The sequence below is a fragment of the Pseudomonas cerasi genome, from assembly GCF_027983475.1.
Classification (GTDB): Bacteria; Pseudomonadota; Gammaproteobacteria; order Pseudomonadales; family Pseudomonadaceae; genus Aquipseudomonas; species Aquipseudomonas cerasi.
The window spans coordinates 753384-769213 of sequence record NZ_JAQJVM010000002.1; the positions used below are offsets into that span (position 1 = coordinate 753384).

18 protein-coding genes are annotated in these 15830 nt (G+C 57.9%); 5 read left to right on the top strand and 13 right to left on the bottom strand.

The features are described from left to right. Positions 1 to 12 precede the first annotated feature (12 nt). The gene (locus PI739_RS12465) at positions 13 to 1044 is read left to right on the top strand and encodes a purine-nucleoside phosphorylase (protein ID WP_054082127.1); all 1032 of its coding nucleotides are present in this window, start codon (positions 13 to 15) and stop codon (positions 1042 to 1044) included. A 69-nt stretch (positions 1045 to 1113) separates the two neighbouring features. Here the strand turns inward: PI739_RS12465 and PI739_RS12470 are convergent, their stop codons facing one another. The 8 genes from PI739_RS12470 to PI739_RS12505 all read right to left on the bottom strand — a co-directional run bounded on the left by PI739_RS12470 (position 1114) and on the right by PI739_RS12505 (position 8436). Then, positions 1114 to 1872: a hypothetical protein gene (locus PI739_RS12470; RefSeq protein ID WP_054082126.1), complete on the bottom strand. Its 759-nt coding sequence runs from the start codon at positions 1870 to 1872 to the stop codon at positions 1114 to 1116. Beyond that, entirely contained in the window at positions 1865 to 2140 is a 276-nt protein-coding gene (locus PI739_RS12475; RefSeq protein ID WP_003363526.1) for a DUF1145 domain-containing protein, read from the bottom strand. The genes PI739_RS12470 and PI739_RS12475 overlap by 8 nt, the downstream gene beginning before the upstream one ends. 244 nt (positions 2141 to 2384) lie before the next feature. Then, on the bottom strand, positions 2385 to 3332 hold the full coding sequence (locus PI739_RS12480) for a DMT family transporter (RefSeq protein WP_003431179.1): 948 nt from the start codon (positions 3330 to 3332) through the stop codon (positions 2385 to 2387). A 15-nt stretch (positions 3333 to 3347) separates the two neighbouring features. Continuing rightward, positions 3348 to 4445: an arginine deiminase family protein gene (locus tag PI739_RS12485; RefSeq protein ID WP_054082125.1), complete on the bottom strand. Its 1098-nt coding sequence runs from the start codon at positions 4443 to 4445 to the stop codon at positions 3348 to 3350. 15 nt (positions 4446 to 4460) lie between these two features. Next, on the bottom strand, positions 4461 to 5624 hold the full coding sequence (locus PI739_RS12490) for an ATP-grasp domain-containing protein (protein ID WP_003431184.1): 1164 nt from the start codon (positions 5622 to 5624) through the stop codon (positions 4461 to 4463). Beyond that, positions 5621 to 6832, bottom strand: a complete 1212-nt coding sequence (locus tag PI739_RS12495; RefSeq protein ID WP_003363536.1) for an ATP-grasp domain-containing protein — start codon at positions 6830 to 6832, stop codon at positions 5621 to 5623. Before PI739_RS12495 ends, PI739_RS12490 begins: the two co-directional genes overlap by 4 nt. 14 nt (positions 6833 to 6846) lie before the next feature. Beyond that, positions 6847 to 7734, bottom strand: coding sequence for a 2Fe-2S iron-sulfur cluster-binding protein (locus tag PI739_RS12500; RefSeq protein ID WP_230082011.1), 888 nt, complete (start codon positions 7732 to 7734; stop codon positions 6847 to 6849). Between the two features lie 24 nt (positions 7735 to 7758). Continuing rightward, a complete protein-coding gene (locus PI739_RS12505) occupies positions 7759 to 8436 on the bottom strand; it encodes an iron-containing redox enzyme family protein (RefSeq protein WP_003363540.1) in 678 nt (225 codons plus the stop codon). 641 nt (positions 8437 to 9077) lie between these two features. Between PI739_RS12505 and PI739_RS12510 the strand changes: the two genes are divergently transcribed. After that, positions 9078 to 9575: a DUF6231 family protein gene (locus tag PI739_RS12510; protein ID WP_003363541.1), complete on the top strand. Its 498-nt coding sequence runs from the start codon at positions 9078 to 9080 to the stop codon at positions 9573 to 9575. 3 nt (positions 9576 to 9578) lie between these two features. Further along, positions 9579 to 10052: a YchJ family protein gene (locus PI739_RS12515; RefSeq protein WP_003431189.1), complete on the top strand. Its 474-nt coding sequence runs from the start codon at positions 9579 to 9581 to the stop codon at positions 10050 to 10052. A gap of 129 nt (positions 10053 to 10181) precedes the next feature. Here the strand turns inward: PI739_RS12515 and PI739_RS12520 are convergent, their stop codons facing one another. Together PI739_RS12520 and PI739_RS12525 are read right to left on the bottom strand one after the other, a co-directional pair. Further along, entirely contained in the window at positions 10182 to 12617 is a 2436-nt protein-coding gene (locus PI739_RS12520; RefSeq protein WP_003431191.1) for a TonB-dependent receptor, read from the bottom strand. A gap of 111 nt (positions 12618 to 12728) precedes the next feature. Next, a complete protein-coding gene (locus PI739_RS12525; RefSeq protein WP_054082123.1) occupies positions 12729 to 13280 on the bottom strand; it encodes a hypothetical protein in 552 nt (183 codons plus the stop codon). Positions 13281 to 13397: 117 nt separating this feature from the next. Here PI739_RS12525 and PI739_RS12530 point away from each other — a divergent pair, with 117 nt between their 5' ends. Further along, the gene (locus PI739_RS12530) at positions 13398 to 13889 is read left to right on the top strand and encodes an LEA/WHy family protein (RefSeq protein WP_003363550.1); all 492 of its coding nucleotides are present in this window, start codon (positions 13398 to 13400) and stop codon (positions 13887 to 13889) included. A gap of 9 nt (positions 13890 to 13898) precedes the next feature. On the opposite strand, the gene PI739_RS12535 is transcribed toward PI739_RS12530, so the two are convergent. The 3 genes from PI739_RS12535 to PI739_RS12545 form a co-directional block, all read right to left on the bottom strand. Further along, a complete protein-coding gene (locus PI739_RS12535) occupies positions 13899 to 14228 on the bottom strand; it encodes a hypothetical protein (RefSeq protein ID WP_003314406.1) in 330 nt (109 codons plus the stop codon). 189 nt (positions 14229 to 14417) lie between these two features. Then, positions 14418 to 14666, bottom strand: coding sequence for a DUF1654 domain-containing protein (locus PI739_RS12540; protein WP_003363552.1), 249 nt, complete (start codon positions 14664 to 14666; stop codon positions 14418 to 14420). A 128-nt stretch (positions 14667 to 14794) separates the two neighbouring features. Further along, entirely contained in the window at positions 14795 to 15451 is a 657-nt protein-coding gene (locus PI739_RS12545; protein ID WP_003431195.1) for a LexA family protein, read from the bottom strand. A gap of 158 nt (positions 15452 to 15609) precedes the next feature. Between PI739_RS12545 and PI739_RS12550 the strand changes: the two genes are divergently transcribed. After that, the gene (locus PI739_RS12550; RefSeq protein WP_003431196.1) at positions 15610 to 15810 is read left to right on the top strand and encodes an SEC-C metal-binding domain-containing protein; all 201 of its coding nucleotides are present in this window, start codon (positions 15610 to 15612) and stop codon (positions 15808 to 15810) included. Positions 15811 to 15830 lie beyond the last annotated feature (20 nt).

The window sequence follows — 15830 nt, forward strand, 5'->3', positions numbered from 1 at the left end:
ACAGGAGTTTTCATGAAACACACAACTCGCAATACCCTCTGCGCCACGCTGGCACTGCTTAGCCCGGCTGTCTGGGCGGCTACCGCGCCGGTGGCACCGGTCACGCCCAAGGTCATGCTGGTCGCCATGTTTGCGCCCGAAGCAAAGAACTGGATCGACCGGCTGCATCTGACCAAGGAGATCCAGGTGCCCGGCCTTGCCGCCGAGTACCCGGCCATCCGCTGCAATGATCAGGACGTCTGCCTGCTGGTCACCGGCATGGGTCAGACCAATGCCGCAGCATCGACTCTGGCCCTGGCCCTGTCGCCGCAATTCGACCTGCGCAAGACTTACTTCATCGTCGCGGGCATTGCCGGCATCAACCCGCACCACGGCACACTCGGCACCACGGCCTGGGCACATTATCTGGTGGAATTCGGCACGCAGTGGGAAATCGACTCCCGCGATGTGCCCAAGGAATGGCCGACCGGTTATCTGGGCATCAACACCAAGGGTCCGAACGAGAAGCCGCCACTGGATTACAAGACCGAAGTCTTCGAGCTCAACCCCAAGCTGCAGGCCAAGGCGTTTGCCCTGTCGCACAAAGTGACCCTCAGCGAGAGCAAGGAATCAGCAGCCTGGCGCGTCAAATACCCTTATGCGCCTGCCAACCAGCCGCCGCAGGTCACGCAGTGCGACACGCTGGCAGGCAATACCTGGTTTTCCGGGACGCGTCTGAGCGAGCGTGCGGAAGTCTGGACCAAGCTGCTGACCGACGGCAAAGGCGTGTATTGCACCACCCAGCAGGAGGATAACTCCACCTACGAGGCTCTGTTGCGAGCGAGCAAGGCCGGCAAGGTCGATGTCAATCGCCTGGCTGTCGTGCGCGCGGGTTCCGACTTCGATCGTCCGTATCCGGGTTACAGCGAGGTGGACAACCTGCTCAAGTACGCCGATCAGGGTGCCTTCGTCCCGGCGCTGGAAAACCTCTACCGCACCGGCAACCCGCTGGTGCAGGCGATTGTCGGCGACTGGAAGAATTGGGAGAAAGGCGTACCGCAATAATGTGATGTGAAGCGGGTCGCGACTGTCCGGATCATGGCCTTGCACCTGATCCGGACAGGCTCTCGCAGATTACAGACGTTGCAGGATCAACGCGCCTGCCGGTCCCGGAGCACCTGGCAGACCGGGCTCACCCTGTCTGCCAGCCTTGCCGCCTTCAGCGCGGTAGACGATACAGCCTTTGGACGCTCCGCCCTTGCCTCCCTTGCCGCCCTCGCCCCCCTTGCCCGCCGCACCACCCGCGACATTCACCTTGATGCGCTCGGCCGGATAGCTCTGTGGCAGTTCAAGACGCACCTGTGCGCCCGCAGCGCCATCGTGACCATTACCGCCGCTGTCGCCGTTATAACCACGCCCGGCCTGGCCCCAGGTACAGCCCGGGTCTTCGCCCGTGCCGCCGTCCAGCCCGGCATAGCCTGGGCTGCCTGCGCCACCACGGGCGTCAATCGACAGTTCTTCGGCATTCAGGCTCTGCAGGCGCAGGGTCAGGTTGCGCCCTGGCCGTGCCGGTTTCTCGAAAGTACCCGGCGCGCCCCGCGCGGTGATCTGGCTGCCGGTGCCGAACTCACCGTGCAGCACGACCATATTGAACGCCTGCACACCAGGGACGATGGCGATTCGCGCTTCGTGCCCCAGCACCAGCTCGCCAATCTTCACATCATCGATCCCGGCCGGGATCAGCAGAGTGCCGTAGTCGGCCACTTCAAGGCGCTCGACCTGCAGAACGCTGCTGTTGCCAGGCAGACGCATCAGCGAGTGTGGCGCAACGATGATTGCCTGGGCCATGGCCAGAGGGCTGAACAGTGCCGCCAGCAGAACGAGCTTACGCATGAGTGTGCCCCCTGACCGAACGGCCGATGGATTGAACGTGAAAGATGCCGAAAAGAATGATTTTGCCCCGGTCGCGCCACGGATGCCGGCGACCGCGCAGGCTGCCGTTGAACAGAATCAGCTCCAGCAAATGAGTCAACAACAGCACCGCGCCTGCCATGTCGATCATCACGCCAAACGGGCTGGGCGCCTCAATCGCCGCGTTGACCAGCACCACCAGCCAGAAGCCCAGCATCAATATCTTTCCCAGCCCCCAAAACACCTTCATTGCCTGCCCACCCCTTGTCATGATCCATTACGAAATTGCAGTCTTCGCATGCTTTTCGTCGCCGCACAGTAGACGTGCTGTACGCCGAATATGCCAGCGGTGTGTTGAAAAAGATCCGCAATGATCTCGACGCAAGACAATGTTTGTGTTCGGCAATACTGCAATCAAGGATAGCGGACACCAAAAAGCCCTGTCACAAAGGATGCAGGGCTTTTTGCAGGACCTCTGATGTGTATCGAGCCTGTCAGGCCTCGCTGGGAGTCTTGGCCTGGACGACTGGACGTACCACCGGTACCGGGCGCTTGTACCACCAGACACCTGCCAATACCGCAGCAACGCCAACCCATTGCACGAACGTGAGCTGCTCATCGAAAAAGAAGAAACCGATCAAAATCGCCACCACCGGACGGGCCAGTGCAGAAACAGAGGCCAGTACCACATCGACGTGCCTGAGTGCATATGCCATCAGGCCATGGCCCAGAAGCTGGCTGATCAGCGCGAGCAACGCAATGACCACCCAGCCGTACACGGTGTCCGGCAGAACCTTCGGACTGGTGAGCAAAGCGATGGGCAGTAACAGCACTGCACAGGTAAAGCTGTTCCAGATAATAATCTTGCGAGACGTGAAGCAGTCGCGCAACGACTTGATCATGATCAGGTAGATCGCATAGAAAAGCGCCGAGTTGAGGGCCAGCAGGTCGCCGGTCACGCTCTGACTGGAAAATGCCACGCTGGCACTGCCGTCAAACACCAGCAGACACGCCCCGCCGATACTCAGGGCCAGCGCCAACACTTGATAGACGCCGATTTTTTCCTTCATGAACAGATAGGACAGCAGCGCCACGAACACCGGGGACAGGTTCATCAGGACCGACGTGTTGGCCATGCTGGTCAGCTTGACCGCCCAGTGATTGGACAGCAGATCCACACACGACACCACGCCCGACAGCACCAGCAACCAGAGCATCGCCCGCCGGCTGCGCGCCGTACCGATGGTCCCGGTCTCAGTGTTTTTACCTGCTGGCCAGGCAGCCAGTGCAGAGGCCATACCGCCCGCCATGAACATTCGCAGCATCAGGGTAGACGTGGCATCCACTTCACTGAGTTTGACGAACGCAATGGCGGAGGCCACACCGATGGTACTTATGATCAGTGCCAGAACGGGCAGAAACGCCTTATTACCCACCTTCATGACGGTCCCTCGAAGTTATAGGAGTTGAGTGGCGCAATGAATGCCGCCGAACTGCTTTTGATGCTCTGTACAGGCGATCAGATGAACATGACAGTCATGCTCAGCCAACTGATCAAGCAGGCGCACCGGTGCGTTCTGATCGATCCAGACATGGTTGCCCAATGACAATGCATTTGCGCACCATGCAGCCATCATTTCTTCGTCCAGCGGTATCAGCCCGATACCCGCGACCTGTGCTGCCTGGCGAAGCGTCAGGTCCTTGTCAGTCAGTTGCCAGCCCGATGACACGCGCCGATAAACGTTGACCAGGGATCGGTCGGCTGCGTCCGCTCTTTTCGCGTCGACCAGCAGGGCGTTGCGCAGCAGGCAGGCGTAGTGATCCAGGTGAAACTGTTCCGGATTGCGCCATACGTCCTGCACCGCCAGCACAACTTCACCCTTGAGCAGGTTTGAAGCCAGCAAGAACTCCAGCACCGGGAGCTCGGTACGAAAGCCGGTGTTGATCACGGATACGCGTTCATTTTCCAGATAGTCGCCGCCCTCGAGCACCTGATCGAGTTCGACGGGAACGTGACCATGAGCAGCGACCACCTGCTTCACCACATCCACCTCACGCGCCCTGTCCTGACGCTTCAGACGCCCGAAAACCGGCTGTCCACCTACGTTCATGAAGTGGTCACGCGGAAACAGAAGTCCGTACAGCGGTTGAATCCGGTAGCTCTCGTAGGTAGCGTCCGGACTGATCCGGCCCAACTCGTCATCGTCATGCAGCCGCAGCTCAGGCTGGTTGATGATGATTTCGGCCAACTCCTGCCGACTGCAGCGGAACAATTGCTGGTGAGCAAGCTGCTGGCGCCCGTGTTCGACGTTGTCGGCAAAGCGCAATGCATGCCTTGCCAACCGCCGCATATCCTCGATGGCGACATGCGGACCGTCCTCGCTGAACAGCGCATCGGACAGGAAGACGGTCGGGAAACCCGCTGCATTGAACGAACTGGCCATAGCCATGACATCGGCATCTGCCTGCCGAAGCGAATACGGCTGCTGCGATTCCATGAATACCGACATGGAAACAGGCTGCACGACAGAGGGAAGCTGCAGGAGCACTTTCATCCAGGGTTCCAGAAATCAGGTTGCGCGAATCGACGTCTGCAAAATACTCATGCACTGCACAATGGCCTGCTCTATCGCAGCCTGGCTGTCGGCGGCGAAGTGCAGTCTGGCGGGGATATCCTCGTAGCTGAACGCACTTGAATCGCCCTGAGACTGCACGCTGCTGTAGGTCAGCAGCGGATGGGAGAGCTCCATCTGCGGATCGAAGGTGAACCCGCCGGGGAACGGATTGGGCATCATCAGAAAACCGGTGATTCGGGTGTCTAGCGGAGCGATAGCCACTTCGAGCGCGGCGCGGGTCCAGAGCTCATACAGGTCGATCCCCTCGCTGCGCAACGCGACAAACGGAATCTCGCCGCCACCGACGCGACCGCCGATCTCCAGAAACACCAGCTCGCCACGACGCTCGATGATTTCCAGGTGAATGGCCTGGTTGTGCAGGTTGAGACGCAGGCAGACTTCTTCGGTGAACGCGCGAACCCGCGCGATGAATGCCCGGTCATCGACTGTGACCGAGCCGAGCGGCAGGCCGTTGCGAAAGTCCAGGCAGGTGTTCAGGTACTTGGACACCTTGAAGTACGGCATGCTGTCGGCCGCCAGTATCGCGTCGACATGATAAATATCGCCTTCTATATATTCTTCGACTTCGTAGCCATTGAAATCCGGCAGGTCGGGTATGTCTTCCAGGCGTTCGATCTTCACCACGCCGTCCGAGGCGGCGCCCACCTGGGGTTTCAGGATGACCGGAAAGCCGTGCTCGCGACAGAAGGCTTCGACGCCGCTGCGCGACGCTACATTCCGGTACTGAGGATAACGAACCGAAGAACCGGTCAAGGCTTCCTTCATGCTCGCCTTGTTACGGCACAGCAGGTTATCGGCGACCTTGGCACCGGGTATGTTGAATTCGGTACGCACCAGCGCAGCGGCATCCAGATCGTATTCCGAAAAGGCGATCACGAAATCGACGGGCTGACGACGATGAATGGCCCGCGCTTCCTGAAGTATCAGATCGGCGTCCAGTACGCTGACTTCGACCACATTGGCGCTGACCTGCGGATCAATCAGTCGCGAGTGCCCTGCCAGTGATATGTAGGAGACATCGACCTGCGAGTGATCGATGTAGTTGCGATAGTCCGAAAGCTCGTCGTCATAGCGGTTGATGATCAGGACATGCTTCATACGATTCCAACCTCTGTGTGTACCCGCCCGACGAGGCTTCTTACAAGCGCCTCGTCGGCGCCGCCGAACATGACGTAGCCAATTCTTGAGGTCCAGTCCTGATCGGAGCCCAGAGCATCCCCGGACCGGTAATACACCTGATGCGAGAGGTAATACGGACTGTCGAAAATGTCGGAGAGCCCCTGCAGTTCGGTAAATTCGCTCTTGTCGCCTCGGGGGATGAAGGCGATGGCACTGACGCCGTTCGCACATGGCACGGCGCGACTGTCGATGTCCAGGTACTCACACAGCGTCTCTTTGGCCAGGTCAATGCCGCTGGCACGCCTGATCAACTCGACGATATTGTCGCCTGGAAGGCGGGCCGCCAGTTCAACCGCCACCGGCTGGCCTTGTGGCGTTACACGCAGCTCCAGATGGAACGGCCCGACGTTGAGCTTTATGGCCTCAAGCACCGCCAGCGAGTATTCGGTCAGCACCTTGCGAAACCCTTCGTCATAGCCCTGGCCCACAATGTGACCGACTTCGACGAAGTACGGCTCCGAGCCGAGCAGTTTTTCCGTGATGGACGCAAGGGTGACGCTGCCATCGCTGCGCACGATGCCTTCGACACTGTATTCCGTGCCGGGAATGTACGCTTCGACAATCAGCCGGCCACTGGCAGTAAAGCCGATGTCGTCGGGCAATGATTGACGGAATGTCTCCACCGCTTCGACCAACTCTTCATGGCTGTAGAGCTTGCGCACACCGATGCTGCCCGCCATATCGATCGGCTTGACCACAGCCGGAAAGCTGAAACCCTCCGGCACCGATACCGGGGCGTGGGCATCCAGAAGGAAAAAGCCGATAGTGCTCAGCCCCGCGTCAGTCAGCCGACTGCGGAAATTGAATTTGTTGCGCACTTTCTGTACTGCACTGTCGTGCAGATGCGTTGTGCCTGACGCAGCCCCCAGGCGCGCGGCCATGGGCACGGCGTACTCCACACCGGGAAGAACGGCGCGGATGTTTCCCAACTCATTGATTTTCTCTAGCTGTGCATCGAAATCACCGGTGTCGATTTTGATGACCTGACGCACCTTGGCCCGCAACTCAGCGTTGAGCTCCTGCTCGCCACCGTCACAGGAAAACACATAGACATCGACGCCCAGTTGCTGCGCCGCATTGATATAGTTAATGCCGGATGAAACAGGATCAATGACAACGATGGACATGGCTCAGTCTCCGACTATCCAAAACTTTCAAGTTCACACAAGGGAAGGTTCTTTAACTTGCCGATCACCCCATCCGACCCGACGCCGATGGTGAGCGTGTCGTGCATCAAGTGTTCGCCAATGGCGAAGTCAGGGTGGGTCCATTCGGAAAATGGAAAGTTGGTGACCTGAACGTCGCATTCAACCGTCTTGCGGAAGACCTCTATACACCCTGCGTGATAATCGCTTAGGCCTGCACGATTGACGGCGTAAATGGCAACTTCACTAATACCGTACTTCGTCACCAGTTCCTGTGCACGGCTCAGTGCCGCCCCCATTCCACTTCCACCGCTCACGACATTCAAACGACTCAGGGACTGTTCATAGACCGGCAAGGCAGGACTTGCAATTGAATACTCCAACGGTTCGCTAATTGGCCACTGCACCAATAAGCCCGAGAACAGGCCACCCTCACGCAATTTCACATGGCAGGTCAGGCTGTCGTAATCCTTGCCACCCAAGGTGACCACGGAATAACTTCGTACCGCTGTACCCTCGGGGTATTTCAAGCTGATGACCGACTTGGCGTTATAAAAAACCTTTTTGACCTCAAGCACGACTTCCATGATTTGCCCGGACAGAATCCGTTTGCTTTTCAGCCTGGCCTTATGAAAAGTGCTGATCGCAACGCGGATATCAATATCCGTTTCAGCACGACTGACGCATGGCAAAAAGGCTTCATTCAAGGCAACGACTTTTCCCTGTTCCAGAACGCGACCCGAAACAAGTGTGCACTTGCACACTCTGCACACCCCTTTGAGACACCCCCTTACCAACGCTTCATGAGGAAGGGCATCGGTAAGGGGGTGCTGACTCTCGGCGGTGTAAGTCTGGTCTCCAATACGAACACTGTAGATTGCCATTACACCGACCTTGAGTAAGGTGTATTAAAGCGTTGCTGCACGCAGGGCCTGGAAGTACTCACCGACCATCGGCACGAATGCCTTGATATGAACGACAGCCTTTTGCAGATCCTTCTCATCCTTGATAACCGACGCCAGCATGTTGTTCATCATGCCGCTGTGGTCCTCGGCTTCGTCGAAAGCCACGTGCGAAGCCGCTCCGCTGACCGCTGGCTGGCCCATGCTGGCGCTGGCCTTCTGAGTGATGAACGAGCTGTACTTGTCGCCGTAGTATTCGAGGAACCAGTCCCAGGTGATCGAGGACAATGGCCCGAACTTGCTGACGCAGAAGTTCAGGTAACCCATGAGTTTCCAGGTTTCCGGAAAGGCGAACTGCGCCTGAATATCGGAAGGGGAATAGCCGTACGTAGCGAGGTCCTGACCGAACATTTCGTCGTGGCCGAACTCATCATACAAATAGTAGGACAATTGTTTGGCCGCGGAAATGTTATCGACCGCCGCAACCTGTACAGCCCGTGCGTCCAGTTCGTTGTTCATGTGAATGCGGATCACGCACTCCAGGATATGACGCTTGTAATAAGACTCATTGAACCAGTCGCCTTTATGGAACTCGCCCATGACAGTGTCTTTTTTGAATTCTGCTTCCAGGCAGGCGTCAACGGTGCTTTCAAGCGTCTTTAGCATCTCAGCGGTGGATATCATCGTTTGCTTCTCTCCATGTTAATCATTAATGGCTTAATGACATTTAATGTTCAGCGCCATGCTGAACCGTGTTATCCGTATCACAACAAAACAAATGACCGACGGCCTGAACCGAGAGCAAAAGCTGATCGAGTGGTCAAACAGCGATTGCGTAAAACAAAAAATGACGTCAAACAGGCGCCCCTGCCTATTGCCAGATGCGGCAGCTGAACAACCAGCGCTTTTTTAATAGCTGTACCGGCACGCACCCGGATAACCCGGGCGATATCATTGCTTTGCGTATTCAAGGCGCACAGAAAAGCGGTTCATCATAATGAACGTTGTACGCCTAATAGCCCATGGCCAGAATATTCTGCATGCCCGCCGGACACACAGTAAGTGCACGCCTTTATCAAGGCATCGCAGAAAATACAATTGAGTTACATTGAGGGTGTTTAGGCGTCGCGTCCATGCAGTCACTCTTGGGATCCAATTTGTGCCGGGGATCCTAATACCTCTTAAAACAGCTTGCAAGTAACTTTATAATCTAAGTCTCTGCCAAATGGCTTAATGAACCAGTCGCTGCACCTGAAGGCCCGTGAACGACGCTTTCCAGACCTCGCCGGGCAGGCTAGTCTTGTCAGCCAACCAGAGGACTTTCAATGACCGTCGGCTACTCGAACCGTACGCCCCAACAAGCGCTGGCTGCCTTGCTCGATCGCTATGCGCCGCAGCGCCTGCTGTTGATCGGCGCTCAGGCGTTCCCGGCGTTGCAGGCCTTTCAGGAGGCCCATCCGCAGACCGAGGTCGCGCTGGCCGAACCCGGTGCGCTGCCTGCCCATCTGGCTGCGCAACGTTTCGATCTGGCGCTGGTGGTCGATTGCCTTGAGCACATCCCCAAGCGTACCGGCCTGGAACTGTTGGGTGGCATCCGCAACCTCAACGCCAGCCGCATCGCGGTGCTCGCCGATTTGCAGGCCTGCGGCTGGCAGGAGACGGATTTTTTCTCGCTGGCGCTGCAGTCCAGCGAACGCTTCGCCCGCAACGAGCAGGTACTGAACCTGTTTACGTACGACTTGCGTGAGTACAAACAGGTGCCCGACTGGCTGAACGCGAAGTACTGGGCCAACCCGGAGAATTTTGGGAAGTATTGGTGGTGACCTATGAGTAGTGCCATTTGCCCTTGCGGCAGCGGCGATCTGTTGCTGGCCTGCTGCGGTCGCTATCACGCAGGTCAGCCTGCACCCGGCGCGGAAAAGCTGATGCGCTCGCGTTATAGCGCCTATGTGTTGGGGCTGACCGACTATCTGGTACAGACCACTTTGCCGGTGCAGCAAGACGGGCTGGACCGTGAGGCTATCGCGCAGTGGAGTGCGCAGAGCACTTGGCTGGGGCTGGAGGTGGAAAGCTCGGAGGTGTTCGGCGGTAAGCCGGAGCATGCGTTCGTGACCTTTACCGCTCGCTGGCATGACGGCAATGGTGAGCACAGTCATAAGGAGCGTTCGTCGTTCGTGCAGAATCAGGGGCGCTGGTATTTTATCGACTCTACCGTGCCGTTGAGGGCTGGGCGTAATGATGCGTGTCCGTGTGGCAGTGAGCAGAAGTTCAAGAAGTGCTGCTCGGCTTATGTGGACTGAGTTGCGTCTCTTTGCTTGAGCGTCGAGAACTCTGCGGTTGACCATCGTTCCCACGCTCCGTGTGGGAATGCAGTTCGTGACGCTCTGCGTCACACAGCGGTCTGCCTTATCAGGTGGATTGGGCTCACCTTAAAACTCCAATTGCGCCGAGAACGCGACGGTGCGTGGGTCGCCCAGGTAGCTGCTGTTGAGCCAGTATTCCTTGTTGGTCAGGTTGCTGACGTTGACGCGCAGGGTCAGGTCGTTTTCTGAGAGGCGCAGGCGGTAGCGGGCTCCGGCGTCGAAGGTGGTGAAGGACGGCAGGTCGTTTTCGTTGCTTTGATCGGTGTATTGTTTGCCGGTGTAGAACGCCCCACCAGTCATGGCCAAGCCTGGTACCGGGTTGATGTCGTACTCGGCATAGACCTTGGCCAGTTGTTTGGCGACGTTGGTCGGCACGTTGCCTTCATCCGCGGCGACGCCGGTTTTCTTGATTTTCGGGTCCAGTAAGGTGAAGCCGCCAACCACAGTCAGTTCCGGAATGACCTTGCCGGTGACGCTGAATTCCAGGCCGTTGTTTTCCTGACGTCCGTCAACCACGTAAATGTTGCCACCCGTGGTGTAGCCGTTGGGCTTTTCGATGTTGAACAGCGCCAGGGTCAGCAGGGTTTCGCCCAGCGTCGCCTTGGCACCAATTTCGTATTGCTCGCTGATTTCAGGCGCAAACGCCTGGCCGGCATTGAGCGTACCGCTAGGCGCGACGCCACCCGATTGCAGGCCTTCTATATACGTCGCATAGGTGGTCAGCCACGGCAGTGGTTTATAGACCAGCGAGATGTTTGGCGAGGTCTTGCTTTCATTGTATTTCGTCTCGGTTTCCGCCGAGCCGAACGCCTTGGCATAGACGAACTCGTTGGCGTAGGTTTTGATCTGCGTGTTGGTCACACCCAGGATCGTTGACCATTGTTCGTTGAAGGTGATGACGTCACCGATCAGGACATTGTTGCTTTCCGAACTGTTGGCCAGGCGCTGGTCGCCATGCCCGATCGAGTACGACGGTTTACCGACCTGAGGCGTCTGGTCCAGCGGTATTGTGCCCACCGGCGAGGTGTATTGCGGGCCTGGCTGATCGGGCGTGTACGGGATGTGATCCTCGTACTGTTTCTGGCGCGAGGTATTGCCCTGATAGCCCACGGTGACCTTGTGACCGATGAAACCGGTATCGAACGCCGCATCGAGAAACAACGAGCCGGTCTTTTCTTCGGTTTCAATCGGGGCGAAGGCATACAGCGGCTGCGAGTAAAGGCCCGCGCTGTAGACCGTCGGCCCGGTGTAGGTGTTCTCCGAGGTGTACTGCTGGGCAGCGAAGGCTGCGCGCAAGGTGAACGTGTCGTTCAAGCGCCATTTGGCGCGAACACCGGCCTTGTCGGACTCGTAATCGGAAAACGACCACTTCTGGCTGTAGAGCTTGTCGTTGTCCAGTGATGCCGCGCTGGGACGCAGGGACTGGTCACCGAAATACCAGTAGCTGGTCAGGCCGCGAATCTCGGTCTTCTTGTGCGAGGCGTCGAACTGCACCAGCAGGTCGTCGGACACGTTCCAGTCCAGCGCCAGGGAAATCATCTCGCGACGCCGCTTGTTCAGATCGACGGCCGTTTCGCCATCCTGGGTCAGCACATTGAGGCGATAGGCGAATTTGCCCTCGCTGTCGATCGGCCCGCCGAAGTCACCGTGCAGGTAGTAATTCTCACCCCCGGCATTGCCCAGGGTGACGCTGTTGTAGCGTTGATAGGTCGGGCGCTTGAGCACGTAATTGACCAGCCCGCCCGGCGAGGCCGGACCATACAGGAAGCCGGTTAGCCCGGTAATGACTTCCAGCTGTTCCATCTCTTCCATGTAGTTGCTGCCGTCGGCACCGTTGGTGAAACGCAGGCCATCATTGGCGATGTTCAGGCTGCCCGCGCTGCTGAAACCACGAATGTTGACGGCACTGGCGTAGCCGGCGCTGGTCGGCGAGTACATCTGGGTGAACGGGTTGTGCTTGATGACATCGTCCAGCGAGGTGGCCTGGATGTTTTTCAGCAATGCCTGAGGCGTGACGCTGATGGAATAAGGCGTGTCCTGCAGCCTCATGCCACCCAGCGCGCCGACGCTGCTGACGGTCTCGCTGCGATAACCCGCTGCTTCCGAACCTTCGAGGGGCGTGCTATTGGCGTTGATGTTGACGTCCGACAGGTTCAAGGCGTTCTGTTCCATGACCATCAGTGTGTAGGTGCCGGCGCTGCTCTGCACCAGTTGCAGACCGCTGCCACGCAGGGCCTCACGCAAGGCCGTCGCCGCATCGAAATTGCCTTTCACCGCCGAGCTGGTTTTGCCGGCGACCAACGCCGGGTCAAGACTCAGTGCCAGACCACCCTGGCTGGAGATCCGATTCAGCGTGGTCGCCATCGGGCCTGCGGGCAGATCATAGGCAACCACGCTGGCCTGCTGCGCCGCCATCGACAGCGGGCTGGTCAGAGGCGTGCACAGGGCGATCGCCACGGCCAACAGACTGGGACGCAGAAGGGTGTCTAACGAACGGGACATCGGGCAACTCCTGATGGAATACTTCTCAATGCCTGTTAGCCGGACGAACGCTCGAAAGTAACAGGGCTGATTGAAAATAATTCCGTTTCAGGATTCAGCGGGCTCGCAGCATCACTCCGGGATGATCTTCAGATGCGACGTATCGGGCGCCTCCTGCGACTCGGGCTTTTCCACCTGTCCCATGTCGCTGCCCACCGGGGCCAGGCTCAAACGCGAGAGATCCAGCAGCGGCGCAACAGGCTGAGGCTTGCCGGGCAGCAACTCGACGCCCGCTTCTGCAACCGAGTAGTCCGGCGCATCGACGTCCACAAAAGCCGCCATGTAAGCGTCGCGCGGTTTGATCTGCAAACGCCCCGGACTGACCGAGGTCTTGCGCAACCAGGTCGGTGCGTCGGGCGGCGGCGCCAGTTCGACTTCTTCCATGGGCGGTGGCGTATTCATTTCCAGCACACGCACCAGAGCACCTGCGCGCTCCAGGGTGGCGCGGTATTTTTCTGCGGTTGCGGCGTCGAGATTGTTTTTCAGAACCAGTCGGCGCCCCGAGAACAGGAGGTCCAGACGTTCAGCATCCGCATTGAACAGCTTGCCAAGGTTAGCCCTTACCTTCTCGGGTTGTGCTCCGGCGACGAGTTCAGCGCTGAAGACAATTTCGTAGAGATTCATGGAAGAAGACACCGATATGCACGTCAGTAAAAGTATGGCGTAGCGTGGTACAGCGCAATAAGCGCGTTGCCGTTGAACGTCGAGTTGGTAGACTCAGGCGTCAAAGGGAGCACATCCATGTTTTTTCAGGCGCACATTACAAGAATCATAAGCCTTGCGTTGATCCTGTTCGGGCTCGGCGGATGCTCACTCCTGAGTTTTGACCGCACTCAGGAACCGGAAGTGCATTTGCTGAAGGTCCAGGTGGTCAAGGCAAGGCTGACACAGCAGGATTTCAAGCTGTACTTCGAAGTTGAAAACCCCAACGAAGACAGCTTGCTGGTGCGTGGCCTGAAGTACAAGATCACCCTCAATGACGTGGTCCTCGTCGATGACACGTTCAGCGACTGGTTTGTCGTCGACGGTAATAGCCGCAAAACCTTTGTGGTGCCGATTCGCACCAACCTCTGGCGCTACGCACGGTACATCGCTCAACTGCTGAAAAAGCCTGATGAGCCGATCCATTATCGGCTGGACGGCAAGCTCAAGACCGGCATCGTGTTCAGGCACAACGTCCGCATCGGCACATCAGGCGATGTGCTGCCGCACGACCTGATCCAGCGCCGATGATCATTCCGGCTATCCGCCCAGCTTGCCCTTGATCAGTTCCAGAAGAAACTTCCAGATGTCCGCGGCCCACAATGCCCGATTGACGGCACTGATAAGCGCACCGCCGAACGATCCCAGCAGAAACCCCACGCCCGTGGTGTTGCGCGGGTCTGCCACGCCAAGGTAATCACTGGCAATGCCGGTGAGAAACACAGCACAAGCCACACCGGTCACCAGAAAAACCAGCCAGGCACGCCAGTCAAGCAGACCTGCCTTATGCCACCAGCCAGAAATGATCGCACCCACCAGACCGGCTACCAGCCATTCGCCTCGGTCTGCCAAACCATTCAAGATATCCATCGCTTCTGACTCCGTTCAAGAAATACAGCCGTTCACGAACACAGAAAAATTCAGACACTGGGGGACCTGCCGGGAATTGCTGCGGCGTCGGGACCGTTCAAAAATCAAAAAATTAAGCATGCTTAAAAAAACAGGCAAACATATGCCATCAACCCACCGCGCTACCGGGCGAGCATCAGAGGCTTGAGGTCAATTATCGATGTAGCGCTGCCAGCCGATCCTTATCGAACCGTCTGGCTGACGGTCAATCTCGATGCCTTCGGTCTCTTCGATTTCCTGCAGCACCACGTTCCAGCTGTCCAAGGGCTCATCATCACGACGGACGACGATGACCCACTGGGTCTTTTGAACATTCGGCGCGGAGACCAGCCGTTGAATGCGCTTGCCGATCTGTTCGTAGGAAGACCTGCCTGTCGATCCATTATTACTGCCAGCCATGATAGCCTCCGAGGCATAACTGTATATAAATACAGTATTCCAGCTGCATGAACCTCGCAAGCATTTCGTAGGACGTGTCCTGCCGAGCATCTTGGACAAAAATGCCCGCACGCCCTGCCACGCAGGGCTTACAGCCTGCCGGTCATCCTCACGGCCACGCCGATAATGCGACAGTCGGCACCGCACTCGATCATTTTGTACGCCGGGTTCAAGGGCTTCAGGTAGCGTGTGCCACCATCCTCGACCAACTTCTTGAACGTCGCCTCGTTGCTGGCGGGCAGCTTGGCGATGACCAGCCTGCCAGGCTGCACGTCGGCCTCCGTGTCCACCAGAATCAGCATCCCTTCCGGCACGCTGACGCCGGTGGGTGCGGTCATCGAATCGCCCTTGACCTCCAGCCAGAACGCCGGCCCCTTGGAGTCGTAGTCGGAGATTTCATAGCGGTCGGAAAAACCGTCGGGGTAAGGCTGAACCGCCTCTTCCCACGAGCCTGCCGAGACCCAGCTGATCACCGGATAACGGAAGGACATTTTCGGCTGATCGATCAGCGCAACGTTGGCGTCGAAGGCAGGCGCCTTTTCCGGCCCCTCGCCAATCGCCAGCCACTCGGCACGAAAGCCCGTGGCACGAGCCAGTGCGTAAAGGTTTTCCGGCCTCAGGCTCTTGCTTTCTCCGCTGATCCACTGGGTGACGGCAGAGTTGGCCACGCCGCAAAGGGCGGCAATCTCACCTTTCTTCAGGCCACTGGCGGCGATTGCCCTGGCGATGCGTTCCTGTCGGGTCATGGAGTTGGCTCTGCACATGGAATAAAGAACGCTGAAAAACGCTCGACTAAAACTAAGCATACTTAAAAATCGATGCTATGCGAATCCTGATATGGCGGTACTGCTTTGCCATGATTTGCGGGATAATGCGCGCCAGTTTTAATTGCGGAGTAAAACCGATGAACCAGCAAGCCCATGTGCATGGCCCCGATTGCGACCATGATCACGATCACCACGACCACCAGCACGGCCATGTACACGGTCCGAACTGCGGTCACGCCCATCAGGAGCCAGTGCGCAATACCCTCAAGGATGTCGGTCGTAACGATCCCTGCCCATGCGGCAGCGACAAGAAATTCAAGAAATGCCACGGCGCGTAAGGCGCGGAGCATTCTGACGA